Origin of the sequence: Micromonospora avicenniae (assembly GCF_900156065.1) — a bacterium.
Taxonomy (GTDB): Bacteria; Actinomycetota; Actinomycetes; order Mycobacteriales; family Micromonosporaceae; genus Micromonospora; species Micromonospora avicenniae.
The window spans coordinates 19,143-40,500 of the sequence record NZ_FTNF01000027.1 but is presented as its reverse complement, the minus strand read 5'-3'; the positions used below and the strand labels follow the sequence as shown (position 1 = coordinate 40,500).

19 protein-coding genes are annotated in these 21,358 nt (G+C 72.2%); 5 read left to right on the top strand and 14 right to left on the bottom strand.

Features of this window, described 5'->3' with window-relative positions; translation table 11 throughout:
• Positions 1–7 precede the first annotated feature (7 nt).
• The gene (locus BXA10_RS26855; protein ID WP_245828542.1) at positions 8–1,525 is read left to right on the top strand and encodes an RNA-guided endonuclease InsQ/TnpB family protein; all 1,518 of its coding nucleotides are present in this window, start codon (positions 8–10) and stop codon (positions 1,523–1,525) included.
• Positions 1,526–2,259: 734 nt separating this feature from the next.
• Here BXA10_RS26855 and BXA10_RS32305 read toward each other — a convergent pair.
• From BXA10_RS32305 to BXA10_RS26815, 8 genes are all read right to left on the bottom strand, one after another.
• Positions 2,260–2,499: a hypothetical protein gene (locus BXA10_RS32305; protein WP_076473638.1), complete on the bottom strand. Its 240-nt coding sequence runs from the start codon at positions 2,497–2,499 to the stop codon at positions 2,260–2,262.
• Between the two features lie 82 nt (positions 2,500–2,581).
• On the bottom strand, positions 2,582–3,022 hold the full coding sequence (locus BXA10_RS26845) for an OsmC family protein (protein WP_076473637.1): 441 nt from the start codon (positions 3,020–3,022) through the stop codon (positions 2,582–2,584).
• Between the two features lie 96 nt (positions 3,023–3,118).
• Positions 3,119–4,189, bottom strand: coding sequence for an ABC transporter ATP-binding protein (locus tag BXA10_RS26840; protein ID WP_076473670.1), 1,071 nt, complete (start codon positions 4,187–4,189; stop codon positions 3,119–3,121).
• A 35-nt stretch (positions 4,190–4,224) separates the two neighbouring features.
• Entirely contained in the window at positions 4,225–5,076 is an 852-nt protein-coding gene (locus BXA10_RS26835) for an ABC transporter permease (protein ID WP_076473636.1), read from the bottom strand.
• Between the two features lie 3 nt (positions 5,077–5,079).
• Positions 5,080–5,880, bottom strand: a complete 801-nt coding sequence (gene modA, locus BXA10_RS26830; protein ID WP_076473635.1) for a molybdate ABC transporter substrate-binding protein — start codon at positions 5,878–5,880, stop codon at positions 5,080–5,082.
• Complete coding sequence (locus BXA10_RS26825) at positions 5,877–6,302, bottom strand: TOBE domain-containing protein (RefSeq protein ID WP_076473669.1); 426 nt, start codon at positions 6,300–6,302, stop codon at positions 5,877–5,879. The genes modA and BXA10_RS26825 overlap by 4 nt, the downstream gene beginning before the upstream one ends.
• Before the next feature lie 308 nt (positions 6,303–6,610).
• On the bottom strand, positions 6,611–7,294 hold the full coding sequence (locus BXA10_RS26820; protein WP_076473634.1) for a maleylpyruvate isomerase N-terminal domain-containing protein: 684 nt from the start codon (positions 7,292–7,294) through the stop codon (positions 6,611–6,613).
• Between the two features lie 188 nt (positions 7,295–7,482).
• Positions 7,483–8,364, bottom strand: coding sequence for a phosphatase PAP2 family protein (locus BXA10_RS26815; RefSeq protein WP_076473633.1), 882 nt, complete (start codon positions 8,362–8,364; stop codon positions 7,483–7,485).
• Positions 8,365–8,453: 89 nt separating this feature from the next.
• Between BXA10_RS26815 and BXA10_RS26810 the strand changes: the two genes are divergently transcribed.
• Together BXA10_RS26810 and BXA10_RS26805 are read left to right on the top strand one after the other, a co-directional pair.
• Positions 8,454–9,161: a DUF3159 domain-containing protein gene (locus tag BXA10_RS26810; RefSeq protein ID WP_084753358.1), complete on the top strand. Its 708-nt coding sequence runs from the start codon at positions 8,454–8,456 to the stop codon at positions 9,159–9,161.
• Between the two features lie 222 nt (positions 9,162–9,383).
• Entirely contained in the window at positions 9,384–10,712 is a 1,329-nt protein-coding gene (locus tag BXA10_RS26805) for a GH1 family beta-glucosidase (RefSeq protein WP_076473632.1), read from the top strand.
• Between the two features lie 100 nt (positions 10,713–10,812).
• Here the strand turns inward: BXA10_RS26805 and BXA10_RS26800 are convergent, their stop codons facing one another.
• The 3 genes from BXA10_RS26800 to BXA10_RS26790 form a co-directional block, all read right to left on the bottom strand.
• Positions 10,813–11,235, bottom strand: coding sequence for a roadblock/LC7 domain-containing protein (locus tag BXA10_RS26800; RefSeq protein WP_076473631.1), 423 nt, complete (start codon positions 11,233–11,235; stop codon positions 10,813–10,815).
• Positions 11,232–13,724 (bottom strand): sensor histidine kinase, encoded by a 2,493-nt coding sequence (locus tag BXA10_RS26795; RefSeq protein ID WP_084753356.1) that lies wholly within the window; start codon positions 13,722–13,724, stop codon positions 11,232–11,234. The genes BXA10_RS26800 and BXA10_RS26795 overlap by 4 nt, the downstream gene beginning before the upstream one ends.
• Before the next feature lie 94 nt (positions 13,725–13,818).
• Positions 13,819–15,231 carry an FGGY family carbohydrate kinase gene (locus BXA10_RS26790; RefSeq protein WP_076473630.1) on the bottom strand — a complete coding sequence of 471 codons (1,413 nt, stop codon included), beginning with the start codon at positions 15,229–15,231 and terminating at the stop codon, positions 13,819–13,821.
• A gap of 252 nt (positions 15,232–15,483) precedes the next feature.
• On the opposite strand from BXA10_RS26790, the gene BXA10_RS26785 reads away from it, so the two are divergent.
• Entirely contained in the window at positions 15,484–17,391 is a 1,908-nt protein-coding gene (locus BXA10_RS26785; RefSeq protein WP_076473629.1) for a chorismate-binding protein, read from the top strand.
• 115 nt (positions 17,392–17,506) lie between these two features.
• Here BXA10_RS26785 and wrbA read toward each other — a convergent pair whose 3' ends face one another.
• Both wrbA and BXA10_RS26775 read right to left on the bottom strand, forming a co-directional pair.
• A complete protein-coding gene (gene wrbA / locus BXA10_RS26780; protein WP_076473628.1) occupies positions 17,507–18,124 on the bottom strand; it encodes an NAD(P)H:quinone oxidoreductase in 618 nt (205 codons plus the stop codon).
• 205 nt (positions 18,125–18,329) lie between these two features.
• Positions 18,330–18,713: a hypothetical protein gene (locus tag BXA10_RS26775; protein WP_076473627.1), complete on the bottom strand. Its 384-nt coding sequence runs from the start codon at positions 18,711–18,713 to the stop codon at positions 18,330–18,332.
• 141 nt (positions 18,714–18,854) lie between these two features.
• On the opposite strand from BXA10_RS26775, the gene BXA10_RS26770 reads away from it, so the two are divergent.
• A complete protein-coding gene (locus BXA10_RS26770) occupies positions 18,855–19,958 on the top strand; it encodes a winged helix DNA-binding domain-containing protein (protein ID WP_076473626.1) in 1,104 nt (367 codons plus the stop codon).
• A gap of 190 nt (positions 19,959–20,148) precedes the next feature.
• On the opposite strand, the gene BXA10_RS26765 is transcribed toward BXA10_RS26770, so the two are convergent.
• Positions 20,149–21,357 carry an ABC transporter ATP-binding protein gene (locus BXA10_RS26765; protein ID WP_076473625.1) on the bottom strand — a complete coding sequence of 403 codons (1,209 nt, stop codon included), beginning with the start codon at positions 21,355–21,357 and terminating at the stop codon, positions 20,149–20,151.
• Position 21,358: the final 1 nt, after the last annotated feature.

The following is a 21,358-nucleotide window of genomic DNA, read 5'->3' as shown; positions in this document are numbered from 1 at the left end:
TGGTACGGTGCTTTCCGTGCAGCTCCGTTACCAGTTCCGCGTGTATCCGACGCCCGGCCAGCGGATCGAGCTGGCTCGGGCGTTCGGGTGCGCGCGGGTGGTGTTCAACGACGGGCTGCGCCTGCGTCAGCAGGCCCACGAGGCGGGCGAGAAGTACATCTCGGACGGGGAGCTGTCCCGTCGGCTGATCACCGAGGCGAAGGCGACGCCCGAGCGGGCGTGGCTGGGCGAGGTCTCCAGCGTGGTGTTGCAGCAGGCACTCGCGGACCTGAACACCGCGTACCGCAACTTCTTCGCCTCGGTCTCGGGTAAGCGCAAGGGCCGCGCGGTGGCTCCGCCCCGGTTCCGGTCGCGCAAGGACAACCGGCAGGCCATCCGCTTCACGAAAAACAGCCGGTTCCGCGTGCTGGACAACGGCCGGCTGCGTCTGCCGAAGATCGGCGACCTGGATGTGCGCTGGTCGCGGTCGTTGCCCTCGGACCCGTCCAGCGTGGCGATCATCCGGGACGCGGCCGGGCGGTACTACGCCTCGTTCGTCGTGCAAACCGCCGAGGACGAGACGTTGCCGCCGGTCGAGTCCGAGGTGGGCATCGACCTGGGGCTGACGCATTTCGCGGTGCTCTCGGACGGCACGAAGGTCGCCGCGCCGAAGTTCCTGCGCCGTGCGGCGGGCAAGCTCAAGCGGCTGCAACAGGCTCTCTCCCGCAAGCAGAAGGGCTCGGCCAACCGCAAGAAGGCCGTCGTCAAGGTCGCCCGCGCCCACGCGCGGGTGGCCGACACCCGGCGCGACTGGCAGCACAAACTGTCCACGGCCATCGTTCGCGAGAACCAAGCGATCTATGTTGAGGATCTGTGCGTTGCCGGTCTCGGCCGGACCCGGCTGGCCAAGTCCGTGCACGACGCCGGATGGGCGTCGTTCACAGGGATGTTGGAGTACAAGGCCGCGAGGTACGGCCGCACGTTCGGACGGGTGGACCGGTTCTTCCCGTCCACCCGCATGTGCTCCGACTGCGGACGGGTCAACGAGAAGATGGTGCTCAATGTCCGAGCGTGGGACTGCCCGTGCGGCAGTCACCACGACCGCGACGTCAATGCCGCCAGGAACGTCAGGGCCGCTGGACAGGCGGACCTCAACGACCGTGGAGCGCGGGTCAGACCACCAGCGATGGTGGCACCGCGCGGCGAAGCGGTAACCCACCCGGACGCTGCGTGTTCCACGCGCAGCGTGGAGGGAATCTCCGTCCTTCAGGGCGGAGAGGATGTCAACAGCCGGACGGGATCAGCCGGGACGTGCTGCACGACGAGGTGCGGGTCTCGCAGCGGTTGCGGCTGGGCCGGCCGGACTGGGCGGCGAGCGACCGGCCCGCCGTCACGATCGAGGGTCTCGACCCCTGCCGGGAGCTGTTCGGGCTGGCGACACCGGGTCCGCCACCTCAGGCTCGGCGTACGACGGTTGGCTCATGAGTCTCTTGTGGTGATTTGCCGTGAGCCTTCAGGTGTCACCACGACGGCAACGCAAACATAAACCCCGATATGAAGAGGCGTCGGCACAGGCACGGCAGACGAAACGCCCACGGTCACCCGGGGTGTCGGTCACCAGGGCGTGAGGAGCGCCGAAGGTTGCTGCCTCGATCCACCACGACGATTGGTCGGTGGCGGCCGACACCAGGTGCTGTGTGTGAAGCCTTTGGAGCTGATGTCGCAGGCGAGTCAGCGCGTCCCGTGGGAGGCCTACGCCCTGCCGTGCCCGGTACTGCTTCGTCGTCGGCGGTCCTGCAACGTCGCGGGCGGTGCGGCAACGCCGTGACGGTGCTGCCTTGCCGTTGACGCTGCTGCAACGTCGCGGGCGGTGCCGCAACGCCGTGGCGGTGCTGCGTGCGGCCGACGAGCGGTGCCCGTGACGCCGGGCCAGGGTGTCCGTACTGGCCGGCGACCGACGAGGGGTGGTGGCGACCTCCCGGCCAGCAGGGTCCAAGACGCCACGCTCATCGTGGGCGCCACGACAGCCTCGACCTCGTAATGCGCGCTACGGCAGCTCGACCTCGCCGTGACCGGCGTAGTAGCCGACCAGGAAGCGTTCCGCAGATACGGATCGAGCGGGTTGCCCACGCGGAGGCGGCAGGGGCTTCCCGACCCCCGAGCCCGCCGGACCCGATGTCGTAGACGATTCAGCTCTAAAGGCGGCACAAACCATGTCCCTACGCCCCTCGGTGCGGGTCGTCCAGCGCGCTGTTCACAGACCCGCTGGAGCCAGCCCGCTCAGCGTCCCTCGCGCGGGGCGAAGACGGCGATCGCGTCGGCGTCGCCGTGCCGGGAGCGCAGGTACTCGTCCACGTTGAAGTCGGTGCGGCGCAGCTGGACACCGGGGCCGAGCAGCGCCCAGTACGCCCGGCCCGCCGTCGACGTACCGGACCAGTTGCGGGCGTTGCGCTCTGCGGCCTCACCGGTCCGGCGCGCTGCCCCGTCCGAGCTGTTCGGTAACGTCGACCACCAGGGCACGCGGCTTCCCTCAGGGCTCCTGTCATCGCCCGGTCCGCGACGCCGCGGACCGGGGCGTGTACACCGGGTGAGGCCGGAGACCTCAGTCGCTGCTGGTGCCGGCCGCCTCGACGATCGAGACGGGAGTGCCGAGTTCGACGGTACGGGAGACGGTGCAGAGCCGGTCGTGCGACTGCTGCAGCGATCGGGGCAGCGCCTCGCGCGCCTTGTCGCCGTCCGCGCCCTCCGGGAACGCCACGGTGAACTCGACGGTGAGATTCTCCATCCGGTTTCCGCTCTCGTCCCGAATCTTGTCGCCGGTGACCTTGACGGCGAACCGGGTCGGCTCGGCGCGGCGGCTGGTGATGTGATCCACGTCGATCGAGGTGCAGCCGCCGATCGCCGCCAGGAGCAGTTCCACCGGCGTGAAGCTGCCCTCCTCGCCCGAGCCCATCGACAACGACCCGCCGCGGGCGTTCCGTACGACGTACTTCCCCAAGCTGGTGCGCTCGATCTCCACCGAGCGGAAGGTGTCCTCACTCATAACAGGCACGCTACCCAGGCTTCTGTGCCACCGAGCCACCGACCTGGCCGACCGGCCTGACGGCGACCCGTGGACCGGCGGCCCGGGATCACGTGGCTACTGCGGCGCCGCGGGGTACGCACGGGTCTCGGTCGCTTTCACCGCGGCCCAGACGCGCTGACCGGGCACGAGGTGGAGTTGCGCGGCGGCGAGCGGGGTGATGTCGGCGGCGAGATCGATCGGGCCGGCCAGTTGGACCCGGAGGTTGTCGCCGTTCGGCTGGATGCCGGTGATGGTGGCGGGCCAACTGTTGCGGGGGCTGCCGTCGGGGTGGTTCGGGTGCAGGGCGACAGCTGACGGCGGGAAGGCCACGAAGACGTCGCCGTCGTGCTGTTCGGCCGTGGTCAGCCGGAACGTGTCGGTGAGCAGGACGGTGTGTCCGCTGGCGCGACCGCGGTACAGGTTCAGGCCGACCAGGCGGGCCACGTAGTCGGTACGCGGCTGCGCGGTGATCGTGGCGGCGTCGCCCTCCTGGACCACCTGGCCGTGTTCGATGATGACGAGCCGGTCGGCGAGCACGAGAGCGTCGAGCGGGTCGTGCGTGACCAGCAGGGTGGCGCCGCGATGTGCGGCGAGGTGCTGCTGGAGCTGGGCGCGGGTGTCGAGCCGGGTGCGGGCGTCGAGAGCGGCGAGCGGTTCGTCGAGCAGCAGCAGCGCCGGGTCGACCGCGAGGGCCCGGGCGAGGGCGATCCGCTGGGCCTGCCCGCCGGAGAGTTGTCGGGGTTTGCGGCGGGCGTGTTCGGCGAGCCCCATCCGTTCCAGCCAGTCGGCCGCCTGGCGCCGTGCCTGTTGCCGGTTCACGCCGCGTCGGCGGGGGCCGAACGCGATGTTGTCCAGCGCGCTGAGGTGGGGGAAGAGAAGGTAGTCCTGGAAGACCACCCCGATGCGGCGTTGCTCGGTGGGCGTCCACGTCCGGCGGCTCGGATTGTCGAGTTCGCGCCCGGCAAGGGTGAGGTGCCCGGCCGACAGGGACAGCAGCCCGGCGAGGGCTCGCAGTGCGGTGCTCTTTCCGGCTCCGTTGGGGCCGAGCAGGGCGACGACCTCACCCGGGTTGATCGTCAGTGGCAGGTCGAGCCGGAAGGTCCCGCGCTCGACGACGAGACGGGCGTCGAGCAGCGGCCCGGTCAGGTGCCGTTCCGCCGGGTGGACGGTGACGTCGGTGGTCATGGTGCGCTGATCCAACGGTCGCGGAGGCTGGCCAGGATCGCCACGGAGACGGTGAGCAGGATGAGGCTGAGCACGATGGCGGCCTCCAGGTCGGTTTCCAGGGCGAGGTAGACGGCTATCGGCATCGTTTGCGTACGCCCCGGGAAGTTGCCGGCGAAGGTGATGGTGGCGCCGAACTCCCCCAGTGCGCGCGCCCAGCACAGCACGGCTCCCGCGGCGACACCTGGCGCAACCAGCGGAAGGGTGACGTGTGTGAAGGTGGTCCACCGGTTCGCGCCCAGAGTGGCGGCGGCTTCCTCGTAGCGGCTGTCGGCGCCACGTAGCGCCCCTTCGACCGCGATGATGAGGAAAGGCATGGCGACGAAGGCTTCGGCGAGCACCACGCCCGTGGTGCTGAACGGCAGGGTGATGCCGAATGCCGAGTCGAGCCAGGACCCGAGCAGCCCGCGCCGGCCGAAGACGAGCAGCAGGGCGACGCCGCCGACCACCGGTGGCAGGACGAGAGGCACGGTGACCAGTGCGCGCACGATCCGCCGGCCGGGGAACTCGACCCGGGCGAGAAGCCAGGCCAGGGGCACCCCGAGGACCAGGCAGAGCAGCGTCGCGAGGGTGGCGGTCTGGAGGGACAGCCGCAGGGCGGTGAGGACGCCCGGCTCGGTGAGCCGTTGCGGCAGCGAGGTCCACGGGGTGCGGGCGAGCAGACCGGCGAGTGGCAGGACCAGGAAGAGCAGTCCGAGTGAGGCGGGCAGGAGCAGCGCCAGCGGGATGCGGGTCGTCTGCCGGGACCGTGGCCGTGGCCGTGGCGCGCTCCGGTCGGGGCGCGCCACGGTGGTGTCGAGCCGGGACATCGGTTACGGGACCTGGAATCCGGCTGCGGTGAGCACGGCACGGCCCGCGTCGGACAGCACGTACTTGACGAAGGCCTGGGCCGCCGGCTTGTTGGTTGCGTGCTTCAGCACGACGATCGGGTAGTCGTTGACCGCCGCGGCCGACTCGGGGAATTCGACACCGTCGACGTCCGCGGTGGCCGTCCTCGTGTCCGTCCGGTAGACCAACGCGGCGTCGACCTCACCCAACTTCACCTTGGACAGCGCGGCCCTGACGTCCTGTTCGAGGGTGACCGGCGTGAGTTTCACACCGGCCGTGTCGAGCGCCTTCCGCGCCGCCGAGCCGCACGGGACCTGCTCGGCGCAGAGCGCGACCTTGACGTCCGGCTTGGTCAGGTCGGCCAGGCCGCCGACCCGGTCGGGGTTTCCCTCGGGTACGGCGATGACGAGCTGGTTCCGCACGAAGGTCGTCGGGGTAGCGTCGCCGTTGCCCGCGTCGACGACGGAATTCATGTTCGCCGGGGCTGCGGAGGCGAACACGTCGGCCGGGGCGCCCTGGTTGACCTGCGTCGCGAGGGCGGAGCTGCCGGCGAAGCTGAAGGTGACCTTCGTGCCCGGGTTGGCGGCCTCGAAGTCCTTGCCGAGCTGCGTGAACGATTCGGTCAGCGACGCGGCGGCGAACACGGTGACGCTGCCGGTCACTTCGGAACTCGCGCTACCCGGCTGCCGGTCGGCGGACTTCCCATCACCACCGCAGCCAGCCAGGCCCAACACCGTCAGGGCGATGACGGCCGCCACGGCGGTGCGGAAACGTCGTGTCGTCACGAGCCGGTCCTCCCTCTGCTGCCTGTGTTCGCCGTGGGCTTCTCCACGACGACGGTGGTCGACTTGATGACGGCGACCGCCACCGATCCGACCTTGAGGTCCAGCTCGTCGACGGCTTCCCGGCTCATCAACGACACCACCCGGAACGGGCCGGCCTGAATGTCCACCTGCGCCATCACCGCGTCCTTGACCACGGCGGTGACGATGCCGCGCAACCGGTTACGCGCCGACGACTCCTCGACGCGGCGCTCCGGATCACCGGCCTGCGCCCGGACGAACGCGGCGAGATCGACCCCGTCGATCACCCGATGGCCCTGCTCGTCCCGGCCGGCGGTGAGCCGTCCGGCATCGATCCAGCGCCGCACCGTGTCCACGCTGACGCCGAGCAACTCGGCTGCCTCACTCATCCGGAACACCGTCACGACGGCCACTCTAGCGGATCGGAATTGCGACCCGGAAGGGGCCGATTATGCCGCATTCGCAGCGCGCTCTTCCCTACCTCGCTCGCATCTGCGCGGACGGAGCCGGTCTCGACAACGTGCCTCGATCGACTCGGCTTCCCTGAAGTCGGGGTATCCGCGGCGGGCTGACACCCCGACTTCAAGGAGCCCGAGTGGATCAGGTGGCCGCTGCCGAGGCCGGCGGATCAGGTGGCCGCTGCCGAGGCCGGCGGATCAGGTGGCCGCTGCCGAGGCCGGCGGATCAGGTGGCCGCTGCCGAGGCCGGCGGATCAGCCGCCGAAGGAGAGCCAACGGAAGCCGGCCGCGTCGACGACCGCCTGTTCCCGGCCGCTGAGCCGCGCCCGGCCGGTGGTCTTGCGGATCAGCGTCAGCCGGTCCCAGCCCAGCTCGGGCGGGACCGGCCGCCCATCGGTGAGCAGCCCGGCGATCACCTGCGCGGCGGTCGGGGTGAGCCACGGCTCCAGCGCGAGCGCGGCGGCCAGGTCCAGGCCGTGCACGCCGACCTCCACCGCCCGGGTACGCAGGAACTCGGTGACGCTCATCGCGTCGCCGTGGCGGGTGCGCACCACCCGGTCGGCGGGTGCGGCCGCGACCGCGGCCTCGGCCCCCCGCCAGGCCCGGTCGAAATCCGCCACCAGCGCCGCGCCGTCGAGTTCACGGGCCTCCCGCCGGCCGCTGTCGATGCGGGCGGCGTCGACCTCCGGGGTGAACTTCGGCGCGCCGAAGTACGTGGCGGCGTCCACCTCGGCCCGAGGTGGGGCGGGCGCGGCGAGCATGTCGGTGAGTCGGCCTGCGCCGCTGCGGACGTGGGCGAGCAGTTCCCGTACGGTCCACGGCCGGCAGTCGGTGGGCCGGTCCAGGTCCGCCTCCGACAGTCCGGACAGCACCTCGCCCAGCCGGGCGCACTCGTCGCGGAAAGCCACGCGTACCGTGTCCACCGCTTCTCCCCTCACCGGCTACGCTTCGTACCCTCTCACGGCGCACGCCGTCCGGTTCCCCGGCCGTTTCGGTGCGGGCCCGGCGGGTAACGCGCGCAGCGGGACAGCCGTTGGAGCTGCCGGACGCGCCGCTGGTGACCGACGTGCGCGAGGCGGTTGCCGGTCACGAGTTCGCCGCGGCATCTACGCCTGTTGAGCGCGTCTCAGCCCTGGTGGCGCGGGACCAGCCGGTGCACCACGGCGAGGACCAGCGCCATCACCACCGCCATCGTTCCGGCGATGCCGGCCGCGCTGCCGGCGTAGGCGACGAAGAGCGCCCGCCGGGTGAGTTCCTCCGGTTCGACGGCGCGCAGGTCCGTCAACCAGCCCAGGGACAGCCCGGCGATCACCAGGGCGATCACTCCGCCGATGCCGAGCACCGTCGAGGCGACCCGGTGGGCGTCGGCGGTGGAGAACTGCGCCTGTTCCCGTTGGGTGAACAGCAGGACCAGTCCGGCCAGTGCCGCCCAGACACCCACGACGAGGAACGCGGCCAGCGCGTCGCTGGGCCGGTGCCAGCCGGCGGAGAGGGTCGCCACCCCGGCGGCGGCCGCGTAGCCTGCGCCGACGAACGCGCCGAACGCCCGTACCTTGGCCGGCAGAACGAGCACCAGCGCCACCGCCACGGAGGCCGCCACGGCGGCGTGCCCACTCGGCAGGCTGTTGCCGGCGTAGATGCGTGCGAGGTCGATGCCGAGGTCGGGGCGGGACAGCCCGTACTTGAGCAGTTGGGTGGTCACGTTGGCGCCGGCGATCAGCAGGGTCGCGGTGATCGCCAGCGCGATCCGGCCACGCATCAGGGCGATGAACCCGATCACGGCGGTCGCGGCCAGCAGCGAGACCACCGACATGGCGTTCAGGATCCGGTCCACCGGTTCGTCGATGCGGTCCTGCCCGATCCGGTTGCCGGTCAGCGCCACGGTGTCGACCCACTGGCCGAGTTCGGTGTGCACCGCCACCTGCCAGGTCACGAGGAACGCGGCCACCTGCACCAGAACGAACACGACCAGCCAGACCGCCGTCCAACCCCTTGCCGTCGCCCGCACGGGCCAACGTTAGCGAGCGCTGCCGCGTGGGCAACGGGTGGCCCGCCCGCTTCGTGCCGTTAGGTTGGAGGCGAGGCGAGGAGGTGACGATGACCGGCGCACCGCAGCACGACACCCCGGCCTCGGCCGACGCCTCCGAAGGTTCGGCAGCGGCTGATCAGAGCCGGTCGGAGTCGCTCGCCGACCTGCTCGGCGGCCGCCGCGGGGCGGTCGACGCGACAGTGCCGCCGGTCGCGTTCGCGGTGGGCTGGCTGCTGGGCGGCGAGTCGCTCTGGGTCGGGGTCGGCGCGGCGGTGCTCACCGGGGCCGTGGTGGCGGTCTGGCGGCTACGTCGGGGGGACCGACCTCGTTCCGTGCTGATCGGGCTGCTGGCGGTCTGCGTGGCGGCGTTGATCGCGTTGCGCACCGGTCGCGCGGCCGATTTCTTTCTGCTCCAGTTGCTCTCCAACGCGGCCAGCGCGCTGGCGTGGGCGGTCAGCATCGTGCTGCGCTGGCCGCTGCTCGGCGTGGTGGTCGGCGCCGCGCTCGGCCAACGCACCCGGTGGCGGCGGGACGCGGCGCTGGTGCGGGCGTACGGGCGGGGCAGTTGGATCTGGACCGCCACCTACCTGCTGCGCGTCGCGGTCTTCGTTCCGCTCTATCTCGGCGGGCAGGTGGTGGCGCTGGTGGTGGCCCGGGTCGCGCTCACCTGGCCGCTGGTGGCGGTGGCGTTGGCGGTGAGCTGGGTGGTGGTGCGCCGGTCGCTGCCGGCCGGGCACCCCGGGTTGCGGCATCCGGTCGATCCGGCGCAACGCTGACGTCGGTGCAGAAAGAGAGGCCGCCACGGGGGGAGCGGCCTCTCAAGTGACGTACGTTACTCCGTCGAGGTCCGGCGCGTGATCCCACGTCAGCCGCTTTTTCGCGTCCGTTTTTCCGGTGGGATGGTCGGACGGTTGACGCGGAGCGCCGATCGGGCCGTGCTGCCATAATCATGGGAGCGCTCCCGCCCTCGGCGGGCGCCCGGCGCACAAGGAGAACACATGTCGATGCCTACCCCGCTGCGTTTCCCACCCGGCTTCGTCTGGGGAGCGTCCACGTCCGCCTACCAGATCGAGGGGGCGGTGAAGGAGGACGGCCGGGGCGAGTCGGTCTGGGACACCTTCAGCCGAACCCCCGGGCGTACCCGCAACGGCGACACCGGCGACGTGGCCGCCGACCACTACCGCCGGTACCGCGAGGACCTCGACCTGATGCGCGACCTCGGGCTGGGTAGCTACCGGTTCTCCATCGCCTGGCCGCGGATCCAGCCCGACGGCACCGGCGCGCCCAACCAGCGCGGCCTCGACTTCTACCGCCGGCTCGTCGACGGCCTGCACGAACGCGGCATCGCCCCGATGGCCACCCTGTTCCACTGGGACCTGCCGCAGACCCTCCAGGACGCCGGCGGCTGGGAGTCGCGGGACACCGCCTACCGCTTCGCCGACTACGCCGAGAAGGTGTTCCGCGCGCTCGGCGACCGGGTACCGGTCTGGCTCACCATCAACGAACCGAAGACGGTCGTGCAGAACGGATACCTCTCCGGGCACCACGCACCCGGCCGGCAGGACCCCGAGGCCGCCTACCTGGTCGCCCACCACCTGCAACTCGCGCACGGACTCGCCGTACGGGCACTGCGCGCCACCGGCCCCGGTCGCATCGGACCGGCGCTGAACCTGCACCCCTGTTACCCCGCCGACGACTCGCCCGAGGCGGCGGCCGCCGCCCGGCTCTACGACGGCTACGAGAACCGCCTCTACCTCGACTCCGTCTTCGCCGGCCGCTATCCGCAGGACGTACTCGCGGACCTCGGACCGCAGAGCCGGATGGTGCAGGGCATCGCCGACGGGGACCTGGAGATCATCTCGTCGCCGATCGACATCCTCGCGGTGCAGTACTACACGCCGATCTACGTGACGGCCGGCGGCGGCACCGCACGACGCTGGCCGACCTCGGAGGCCGACTGGCAGCAGATCTACCCACAGGGGATGTACGACATCCTGACCCGGGTCACCCGCGACTACGGGCCGGTCCCGCTCACCGTGACGGAGAACGGACTGCCCACAGCGGACAGCCTGAACGCCGACGGCACCGTCGACGACGCCGGACGGGTCGCCTTCCTCCGGGACCATCTGGCCGCCGCGCACCGGGCGGTGACGGCCGGGGTACCGCTGGAGAGCTTCCACGTCTGGTCGCTGCTCGACAACTTCGAATGGGACGAGGGGTACGACCAGCGCTGGGGCCTGGTGTACGTGGACTACGCGACCCAGCGGCGCATCCTCAAGCGCAGCGCCCACTGGTACCGCGCCGTCATCGCCGACAACGGCTTCTGAGCAGCGACGCACCGCCCCGGGCCCGGCACGCCGAGCCCGGGGCCCGGGCCGGCGGACCCGCGCGCCCGCGGGTCACCGGCCACGGAGAGGACCCCGCCGGTCAGCGCGGCAACGCCTGCTGCAGCTCGGCCCGCAGCGCCGGAGTGAGCATCTCCCCCGCCTGCTTGGCCAGCCGGGCCATCTCGTAGCCCACCACGCCGATGTCGGCGTCCCCGGCCGCGAGGGTGGCGAGGATCGACCCGTCACGCACCTGCATGACGAGGAAGTAGCCCCGGCCCATCTCGACGACCGTCTGCTTGACCACGTCCCCGTCGAAGATCTGCGCCGCGCCCGAGGTGATGCTCATCAGCCCGGAGGTCACCGCGGCGAGCTTGTCCGCGTTGTCCCTGGGCAGGTGATCGGAGATCGCCACCAGCAGCCCGTCCGAGGAGACCACCGCCGCGTGGGCCACCCCCGGCACCCGCTCGGCGAAGCCGCTGACCAGCCAGCTCAGGTCCCGCGCCTCCTGACTCAAGGTCGTCACTGTCGTCCTCCTTCCCTGCGCCCACCGGTAGGCGGCACAGGTATCTCGGTGGTGTCCTCCGCCTCCGCCCGCCGTACTCCGCTGTAGAGGCGGGAGAGCATTCCGCCGACCGCGTCCGGGTCCGGGTCGTGCGTCGACGGCCCCGGCTGCGGCCTGATCGACCCGCTCATCGCCGCGAGCTGGGCCATCGGCACGCGCGTCGGCAGACCGCGTGCGTTCACGCCCCCCGTCACCGGAGCCTCGGGCGACATGGCCGGCCCGGGCCGAGCGGGTGCCGACGGCGCCTTCCGGGACCACCAGCCGCCACCCGTCCCACCGGTGGCCGGCGTGAGCACGTTCTCGGCCCGGACCGGCACCGGTCGTCCCTGCCGGGGCACCGTGACCGGCCGGCGGCCCGCCACCGGCTGGTCGTCCGGGCCGCCCGCCGTGGCCACCCCTTCCCCGGTGGTCAGCATCCGGGCCGGGACCGTCCCCGCCACCTGTTCCGCCGGCGCCGCAGCCAGCAACGAGCCCGGCAGCTGGAGCACCGCGACCAGGCCCTGCTGACCGCCGTGCAGCCGCACCCGGACCCCGAGACGGGCCGCCAGGTGACTGACCACGAACAGGCCCATCCGTTCGACTGTCGCGACGTCGGCGGCCGGCGGCGTGGCGAGAACGCCGTTCGCCTCGGCCAGCGCCGCCGGACTCATGCCCAGCCCCCGGTCGGTGATCTCGACGACGGCGTCCGCGCCGTCGACGCGGGCGTTCACCGAGACCACGGTGTCGGGCCGGGAGAAGGCGGTCGCGTTCTCCAACAGCTCGGCGAGCAGGTGCACCAGCTCCCCGACCGTGTGACCGACCAGGTACAGGTCGGGCACCGACTCGTGGCGAACCCGCCGGTACTGCTCGATCTCGGCGGCGGCGGCGAGCAGGACGGCGCCGAGCGCGACCGGCCGTTGCCACCGCCGGGTGGACTCCGTACCGGCGAGCACCAGCAGGCTCTCGTCGTTGCGCCGCATGCGGGCAGCCAGGTGGTCCAGCTTGAACAGGTTCTCCAACTGGTCCGGGTCGTTCTCCTCACGCTCCAGGTCGTCGAGCAGTTCGAGCTGCCGCTCCACCAGCACCTGGCTGCGCCGGGCCAGGTTCACGAACATGGCGTTGACGTTGCGCCGCATCGCCGCCTGCTCGACCGCGACGCTGACCGCGCTGCGGTGCACCGCCACGAACGCCTCCGCCAGCTCCCCGATCTCGTCCAGCGAACGGACCACCGCCGGGGCGACCTCGATGTGCGGCACCCCACCGCTGACGGTTCGCAGCCGGTCCAGGGCGTCCGGCAGCTCGACCTGGGCGATCCGCAGGGCCTGGCCGCGCAGCAGGCGCATGGACCGGGCGATCGACCTACCGATGAGCAACGAGACGAGCACGGCGACCAGCAGCACCGCGACGATCCCGCCGGCCACCAGCAGCGTCGTACGCAGCTGGCCCGCCGCGGCGTCGTCGGCCTGTCGGACCGCGTCGGCCAGCACACTCTCCTCGGCCTGCCGCAGCAGCTCCTGCCGCTCCTCGCTGGCCGGCCACCACTGCGACGCGGGCAGAACCTCGGGCACCGCCCCGCCGGTGGGCAGGCTGCGTTCCTCCAACTCGGCCGCGGCGGCGAACGCCGGATCGACCGACATCCGGTCGTACCGGCGGATCTGCTCGCTGGTCGCGGCGACCCGGAACGCGCCGAGCGCGGTGAGCTGCTGGGCACGAAGGTCGGAGAGAACGACCTGGTCCTCCGACCCGTACCGGCCGGCCCGGGCGGCCGCGTAGAGCTCGGCCCGGATCCGGGAGGAGAGTTCCTTGACGCGAGCGAACTGCACGTAGCGCAGGACGGCGTCACTGAGCGCCGTACGCCCCTGGCCCGGATCCGGTTCGGCGAGCAGGTCGAGCAAGGTGCCGACCGCCCGGTGGTAGTTGCTCAGGATCGTGTCGCTGCTGAGCACCGCGGGTGGCACCGCGGGACGGATGTAGACGACCCGGTCGTACGCCTCAAGCACCTCGGAGTACGCCACCCGCCACGACGCGTCCGCGTCCGCCAGCGGCTCCGCCGCCCGGCGCAGGTCCGCGATGGCCCGGTCGGTGGCCGCCTGCAACGGCTCCAACGCCTCGATCGCAGCGGTACGGTCGGCCGCGCCCGCCGCACGGCGCAGCTCGGCGAGCTCACCGGCCGTGCGGTCCCGTTCCTGCTGGACACGGTGCACCGCCGCGGTGATCTGCCGACCGATGCCGACCTGTTCGGCGAAGTCACCGAGCACCGTGGTCTGCCCGACCAGGGTGCTGGTCTGCACACCCGCCAGCACGAGGAACGCCACCGACGGGACGACCAGGACGGTGGCGAGCTTCGTGCCCATGCGCCAGTCGCGCAGTCGCAACGGCGAGCGGCGCCGGTGCGGCACGACCCGTTCGTCGAAGTGACGACGGCGATGGTTGGGCACCGCCCCGAGCGCCGGGCCCGCACCTACGCCCACGCTGCCTCCTCCCCTCGCGTCCACCGCGACCGGGGAGCGGAGTCCATCCAACCAGGCGCGAGAGCCGTGTCAACGGCTCGAGCGCGGTCGAAGTCTAGGAAGGATACTGTGGACGGGGTCGACCTGTCGTGGTCGGTGAGATCAACTCATCCGTCCGGCTGATGTCGGCCAACTCGACGGCCACCTCGAACCGACCCAGTGCGACCAACGCCGCGCCGGTCGCACCGATCTCCGGGTTCCGCTGATGCGACACCGCTCGCGGGGCGAGCGCCGCCGCGAACGCCTGCCGCCACCAGATCGACGCAGCCATCGCCCCGCCGCCCAACACCACCGACACCTGCCGGTCGACAGTGGACTCGAGCACCTCGAGATCCCGTGCCACCAACCCGCACAGGCCCTGCATGAGCCCGGCCAGAATGTCCACCGCCGTGGTGCCGAAGCTCAGCCCGCGCAGCTCGCCGCTGCCGGCCGGCGCCAGGCCCGGCGGCCGGTCGCCGCCGTAGCGGGGGTCGGCCGGACGGCCCCCGCCGGGCGGCACCAGCGCCAACGCCGCGTCCAGTTCGGCGCCGGCGGGCAGCCGCAACTCCCGGCTGGCCCAGGAGAAGAGGTTCCCTCCGCAGGAGTACGCCGCCCCGGTCACCACGTGGTCGTGATCGACCCGGTACCGCCACAACCGCTCGGGCAGCCGGGGCATCTCCTGCCCGGCCGGCACCCGTTGCATCAGCCGTACCGCCGCCGAGGTGCCGACGGTCACCGCCGCCCGGCTCGGATCGGCGCAGCCCGAGCCGACGTTCGACGCCCCACCGTCACCCACCACGGCGGTCCAGCCCACACCGGCCAGCGCCGGCCACCTCTTCGCCGAGTCGGGCCGGAGCCGCCCGCGCCACTGCAGCGGAGCGAGCTCCGGCAGCTCGCCGGGCCGCGCACCGGCGAGCGCGAGGGCCTCCTCGTCCCAGGCCAGCGAACGCAGATCGAGCAGGCCGGTGCCGGACGCCTGGGAGATGGACATCGGCGCCTCGTCGAGGAGTTGACCCAGCACGTACTCGGCCACGCCGGCGAACCTCGCCACCCGTCCGCCGGTCTGCTCCCGCAACCACGGCAGTCGTACGGACCAGTAGCCGCGGTGCCACCAGGTGCCGGTGCGCTGGTGGTAGTCGTCGGGGTCGGCCGGACCCGCGGCCGACGCGGGCGGCACCGGCCGGGTGTCGAGCCAGGTGAGCGCCGGCCCGAGCGGTTCACCGGCGGCGTCCAGCGGGACCACCGAGTGCCACTGCCCGGAGACCGCGACCAGCCCGACGTCGCGCAGGTGCCCGAACTCGGCGAGCTCGTCCAGACACTCGACGAGGCAGGCCAGGTAGACCGGCCCTTCCAGCGTGCCGGTGCCGTCGTCGCCGACGGCGAGGCTGACCTTCCGCCGCGCGAGGGCACCCGGCACGGGCTGCGTGTCCTCGTCCAGGACCAGCCCGCGAACCGACGAAGTGCCCAGGTCGAGCGCGAGAATGTTCATCGCCGGTCAAATTACCCGCTGTACGTCCGGATCGGGCCGCGGTCGGCCGCGGCGTACGCCGGATCGGCTTCCGCACCGGTCGCCGTACGCGTAGGGTGGGCGCATGTTCGCGCATCAGACCTGCTGGTGGCCCGCCGACCCGGCGGCCATCCCCCGCGCGTAACCTTCCACGCGGCCGCCTGTCGAGGCGGTCGCCGGATCTCCGGAACCCGGGTCGCCCACACCGGCGCCGCCCGGCACCAGGAGAACCCGATGATCCACCTGAACGACCTGCTCACCACCGTGTCCGCGGGCGCCGACCCGGGCCCGTTCGCGCTGGTCCGCCGCGCCGACGCCGACCAGTTGGAGCTGTTCACGGGCCCGGTCCGCACGGTCGACCGGCTCGCCGACATCCCGTTGCCGGAGGGCGCATCCGGGCCGCGCACGCTGGCGCTGGTGCCCTTCCGGCAGATCACCGAACGCGGCTTCGCCTGCGTCGACGACGGGATGCCGCTGGAGTGCCTGCTGGTGACGCGGCACGAGCGGATCGGCCTGGCCGAGGCGCTGGCGGCGCTGCCGGACCAGCCGGTACGCGCCAGCGACGCCGCGTTCGACGTCACCGACGAGGAGTACGCCGCCGCGGTCGACCGGGTGCTCGCCGAGGAGATCGGCCGGGGCGAGGGTGCGAACTTCGTCATCCACCGCACACTCACCGCCACCGTGCAGGACCCGCCGCTGGTGGCCGCGCTGGCGGCGCTGCGCCGGCTGCTGCTCGGCGAGCGGGGCGCGTACTGGACCTTCGTGGTGTACACCGGCGATCGGGTGCTGGTCGGCGCGAGCCCGGAACGGCACGTGAGCGTCGACGACGGCCTGGTGATGATGAACCCGATCAGCGGCACGTTCCGGCACGCCGGCGCCGAGCCGGACCGCGCCGCGCTGCTGCGCTTCCTCGCCGACCAGAAGGAGGTCGAGGAGCTCTACATGGTGCTCGACGAGGAGCTGAAGATGATGGCCACCGTGGCCGAGGACGGCGGGCAGGTGGTCGGCCCGTACCTGAAGGAGATGTCCCACCTGGCGCACACCGAGTATCTGCTCGCCGGCCGGGGCACCCGGGACGTCCGGGACGTGCTGCGGGAGACGATGTTCGCGCCGACGGTCACCGGCAGCCCGATGGAGAACGCCTGCCGGGTGATCGCCCGGCACGAGCGCACCGGGCGACGCTACTACGCCGGCGTGCTGGCCCTGCTCGGCCACGACGACGCCGGCCGGCAGACCCTGGACGCGCCGATCCTGATCCGTACCGCGGAGATCTCCCCCGACGGGGCGCTGCGCGTGTCGGTCGGCGCCACCCTGGTCCGGCACTCGACCGCAGCCGGGGAGGTGGCGGAGACGCACGCGAAGGCCGCCGGCGTGCTGGCCGCGCTCGGGCTCGGTCCGCAGGCGGCCCGCGCCGGCCGGGAGGCGCCGCCACGGCTGGCCGACGATCCGGACGTACGCGCCGCGCTCGCCGCACGCAACGCGCCGCTGGCGCGGTTCTGGCTGGACCAGCGCGCGCCGGGCGTCGGCGCACTGCCGGCGCTGGCCGGGCGCTCGGCGCTGGTCGTCGACGCCGAGGACACCTTCACCGGCATGCTCACCCATCAGCTGCGGGCGCTCGGCCTGGCCGTGACCGTACGGCCGTGGCACGCGCCCGGGCCGTTCGACGGATACGACCTGGTGGTGGTCGGCCCGGGACCGGGCGACCCGGGCAGCACGACCGAGCCGAAGATGCGCGCACTGCGCGGGCTGCTGGCCGGGCTGCTGGCCGCCGGCCACCCGACCCTCGCGGTCTGCCTGGGACACCAACTGCTGGCCGGGCTGCTCGGGCTGCCCCTGCACCAGCGCGACGCCCCGTACCAGGGGTTGCAACGGGAGATCGACGTCTTCGGCACGCCCCGCCGGGTGGGCTTCTACGCCACCTTCACCGCCCGTGCCGGCGCCGACGCTCTGGACACCTCGTACGGCCGGGTGGAGCTGGCCCGCGACGCGGCGGACGGCGCGGTGCACGCGCTGCGCGGGCCGGCCTTCGCCGGGGTGCAGTTCCACCCGGAGTCGGTGCTCAGCCCGGACGGCATCGCGGTGCTGGCCGACCTGCTGCCGGCGGTGCTTTCGACCGCCGACCGGTTCGAGCCGACGGCGTGACCGGATCCGCTGCCGAGATCGCCCAGCCGCACCGTTCAGGCAGGTCATCGAGCGGCTGATCGACGGTGGTCGGGCGGGGCGGAAGCCGCCGCCCGACCGCCGGGTCGCTCCTGTCTCAGCCGGCGAGGCCCTTCTTCACGGCGGCGCCGATCTGCACCGCGCGCCGGGCGGTCAGCGCGGTGGCGGTCAGGGCGATGTCGTCCGGTGCGACCTCACCGTTGTTGCTGGTGTGCGAGGCGCCGTAGGGGTTCCCGGCGATGAACTGGCTGGCGTCGGTGTAACCGGGGGTCACCACGATCCCGCCCCAGTGGTAGAAGACCGAGAAGAGCGACGTCAGGGTGGTCTCCTGGCCGCCGTGACTGGTCCCCGTGGTGCAGAACGCCGAGTAGACCTTGTTGACCAGGGCACCCTGGGCCCAGAGCGGGCCGGTGGTGTCGATGAACTGTTTGAGCTGGGCGGCCATCACGCCGTACCGGGTCGGCGTCCCGAAGATGACCACGTCGGCCCAGGTCAGGTCGTCGAGCATCGCCTCGGGGACGTCCTGGGTCTCGAGGTGGTGGGCGTGCCAGCCGGAGTTCGAACGAATCGCCTCGTCGGGCGCGAGTTCGCGCACCTTGCGCAGTCGTACGTCGGCACCCACGTCCCCTGCGGTCTCGCAGGCGGCCTGCGCCATCTGGTAGGTGGTGCCGGTGGCGCTGTAGTAGATCACCGCTACCTTTACCCGGTCAGCCATCGGAGCGTCCCCTTCCCTATGTCAGCTCCGGCGACTACCCGTCACCTTCTGCGGCAAACGCCCTAGGACGGCTCAGATCCGCCGCCGCGAGCCGGACGACCTGAACGGGGGATCGCGCTCCGCCGGCAAGGAGCCGGCGCAGCGCGAACCAGGGACGCTCGGCGTCACCGTACGGAGACGCCGAGCGTCGCGTGTCCCTCCCGGGTCACGTGACCCGGCCCCGAAGGTCGTCGACCTGCTGCTGCAGCCGGTTCACCGCGCCCTCGTTGTTGAGGAACGTGGCGACTCCGGCGATGAACACCAGTCCGAGTATCAGCGCGATGATGCTGAGCGTGAGGCCCCCGATGGTCACGCCCCGTCCGGTCACACCTGGCCGCTTGGCCATCTGGAGCCCGAAGATGCCGACGATGATCCCGATGATGCCGAGGATGATCCCGGCCCAGGCGAGGATGGCCGTCAACGTGCACACCAGGGCGGAAACGCCGAACACCAGCGAAAAGGTCGCGGCAGTGCTGGTCTTGGCCGGGGTGCGATCGGCCCGGGACCGGGCCGGCGCGCCGCCCCGCATCGGCTCGCTGGACGCAGTCATGGCTCTCCCTTCCGCACGCGCGGCGCGCGTACTTGCGCCGTCGCATCCCCCGTAGCGTGGCGGTTATGCCTGGGGTCGGCGCGGGCCCGAATCTGTCGGTGGCCGGGCCTAGGCTGACGCCCGACCGGTGGAGGGGGCCCGATGCGGCTGACCGCGCGTGAGGCACTCGCCCTGCGGATGATCAGCCTGTTGCTGCGCCCGCACCCCGGCACCCGGCCGGGCACGGTGGCCGAGGTGGTCGAGTGGTTCGGCGCGATGCAGGCCCAGGATCTGTCCAGCGGGCTCTGGTCGCTCGGCGCCCGGCTGCCCGCCCGCACGCTGGTGGACGTGCACGCCGCACTGGAGCGCCGGGAGGCGCTGCGCACCTGGCCGATGCGCGGCACCGTTCACCTCGTCCCCGCGCGTGACGCCCGCTGGATGCTGGAACTCACCGGCGTACGCGCGCTGCCGAGCGCGGCGAGTCGCCGGGCGGCCCTCGGTCTCCATCCGGCCGACGCGGACCGCGCCGTGGAAGTGCTCGGCGGCGCGCTGGCCGGCGGCGGGCGGCTCACCCGGGCCCAGTGCCTGGCCGAGCTGGACGCGGCCGGCATCGGCACGGACGGGCAGCGCGGCTACCACCTGCTCTGGTACGCGAGTGTGCGCGGCGTGACCTGTCTCGCGCCGAACGTCGGCACCGAACAGACCTTCGCGCTGCTGGACGAGTGGGCACCCGACCCGCTGCGGCCCGAACGGGACGAGGCACTCGCGATCCTCACCCGTCGATACGTGCGGTCGCACGGTCCGGTGACCGCCCGGGAGTTCGCCGGCTGGACGGGCCTGACCCTCACCGACGCCCGGCGTGGATTCGCGGCGGCGGGCGACACCCTCGCCACGGTTCAGGTCGACGGGGAGGAGATGCTGGTCGACGGCGTGCTCCTGGACGCTCCCCGGATGCCGGTCGACGATGTGCTGGCGCTGCCCGGTTTCGACGAGTACCTGCTCGGCTACAAGGATCGGTCGCTGATGCTCGATCCGGCGCACCGCGACGCGGTCATCCCGGGGAACAACGGCATCTTCCAGCCCACGATCGTGCAGGGCGGCCGGGTGGTGGGCACCTGGCGCCGCACCATCGGCAAGAGCCGGGTGACGATCAGCGTGACGCCGCTGACGGCGCTGACGGCGCTGGACCGCCCCCGGACGGAACAGGCCCTCGCCCGCTACGCCGAGTTCCTCGGCCTGCAGTCCCGGGTCGATTGGCCCGCCTGACACCGCTGACGGGTGACACCCCCGCACGTCGGCCACCTGACGCCCGGGAGCAGTCCGGCCGCTTACGGGTAGGGCGGCAGGTGGCGCGGGGCCAGAGGTCGGATGTGGTGCCGACCGCTACAGGTAAGGCGGCAAGTGGCGCGGGGCCGGCGAGCTGGTGTCCCCGCCGGCCCTGGTCGTGCGGTCGCGCTCAGTTCGCCAGCGCACCGGCGGCCCGGCCCTCGTGCAGGGTCAGGTTCCGGCCGTTGGCCGGGTCGAAGAGGTGAATCTTCTCCAGGTTGAACCACACCCGGCGGGTCTCACCCTCGGCCACCGGCGACTCCGCCGACAACCGGGTCACCAGGTTCGAACCGGTGCCGGTGAAGTCGGCCGCGCCCGCGTCGGCGGCCAACTCCTCCAGCTCTGCGGCGCTGGCCCGCTCCCCCTCCACCGCGACGTAGACGTACTTGTCCGAGCCCATCGACTCGACGATCTCTACCGGTGCCTCGAACTCCATGCCGCGGCGGCGAGTCTCCTCGTCGACCAGTTCGGCGTCCTCGAAGTGCTCCGGCCGGACGCCGAGGATCAGCTCCCGGGGCGCGTCGCCGGCTTCCAACTCGCGACGGATCCGGTCGCCGATCGGCACGTCGCCGAGCGCGGTACGCAGCTTGCCGTCCTGCACCGCGGCGTGCAGGAAGTTCATCGACGGGGAGCCGATGAAGCCGGCCACGAAGAGGTTGCGGGGGTGGTCGTACAGCTCCTGCGGCCGGCCGACCTGCTGCACCTCGCCGCCCCGCATGATCACCACGCGGTCGCCGAGGGTCATCGCCTCGGTCTGGTCGTGGGTGACGTAGACGGTGGTGGTGCCGAGCCGCTTCTGGAGCCTGGACACCACCGTCCGCATCTGCACCCGCAACTTCGCGTCCAGGTTGGACAGTGGCTCGTCCATCAGGAACGCCTTGGGCTGGCGTACGATCGCCCGGCCCATCGCCACCCGCTGCCGCTGGCCGCCGGAGAGGTTGGCCGGCTTGCGGTCCAGCAGCGCGGTCAGCTCCAGGACCTTCGCCGCCTCCTCGACCTTGCTGTCGACGGTCTTCCGGTCGAGCTTCTGCAGGCGCAGCGGGAAGGCCATGTTCTCCCGGACCGTCATGTTCGGGTAGAGCGCGTACGACTGGAAGACCATGGCGATGTCCCGGTCCCGGGGCGCCTTGTCGTTGACCCGCTCACCACCGATGCGCAGCTCGCCGGAGCTGATGTCCTCCAGCCCGGCGATCATGTTCAGGGTGGTGGACTTGCCGCAGCCCGAGGGGCCGACCAGGATCACGAACTCGCCGTCGCTGATCTCCAGGTCGACGTCCCGCACCGCGACGGTCCCGTCGGGGAACCGCTTGCTCACCTTGTCGAGCACGATGTCAGCCACG

Excerpts from the sequence above, each read along its gene's own strand:
- BXA10_RS26810 (WP_084753358.1), top strand. The coding sequence starts at position 8,454 with ATGACCGGCGCACCGCAGCACGACACCCCGGCCTCGGCCGACGCCTCC.
- BXA10_RS26835 (WP_076473636.1), bottom strand. The coding sequence starts at position 5,076 with ATGTCCCGGCTCGACACCACCGTGGCGCGCCCCGACCGGAGCGCGCCA.
- BXA10_RS26770 (WP_076473626.1), top strand. The coding sequence starts at position 18,855 with ATGCGGCTGACCGCGCGTGAGGCACTCGCCCTGCGGATGATCAGCCTG.
- BXA10_RS26790 (WP_076473630.1), bottom strand. The coding sequence starts at position 15,231 with ATGAACATTCTCGCGCTCGACCTGGGCACTTCGTCGGTTCGCGGGCTG.
- BXA10_RS26845 (WP_076473637.1), bottom strand. The coding sequence starts at position 3,022 with ATGAGTGAGGACACCTTCCGCTCGGTGGAGATCGAGCGCACCAGCTTG.
- wrbA (WP_076473628.1), bottom strand. The coding sequence starts at position 18,124 with ATGGCTGACCGGGTAAAGGTAGCGGTGATCTACTACAGCGCCACCGGC.
- BXA10_RS26785 (WP_076473629.1), top strand. The coding sequence starts at position 15,484 with ATGATCCACCTGAACGACCTGCTCACCACCGTGTCCGCGGGCGCCGAC.
- BXA10_RS26775 (WP_076473627.1), bottom strand. The coding sequence starts at position 18,713 with ATGACTGCGTCCAGCGAGCCGATGCGGGGCGGCGCGCCGGCCCGGTCC.
- BXA10_RS26805 (WP_076473632.1), top strand. The coding sequence starts at position 9,384 with ATGTCGATGCCTACCCCGCTGCGTTTCCCACCCGGCTTCGTCTGGGGA.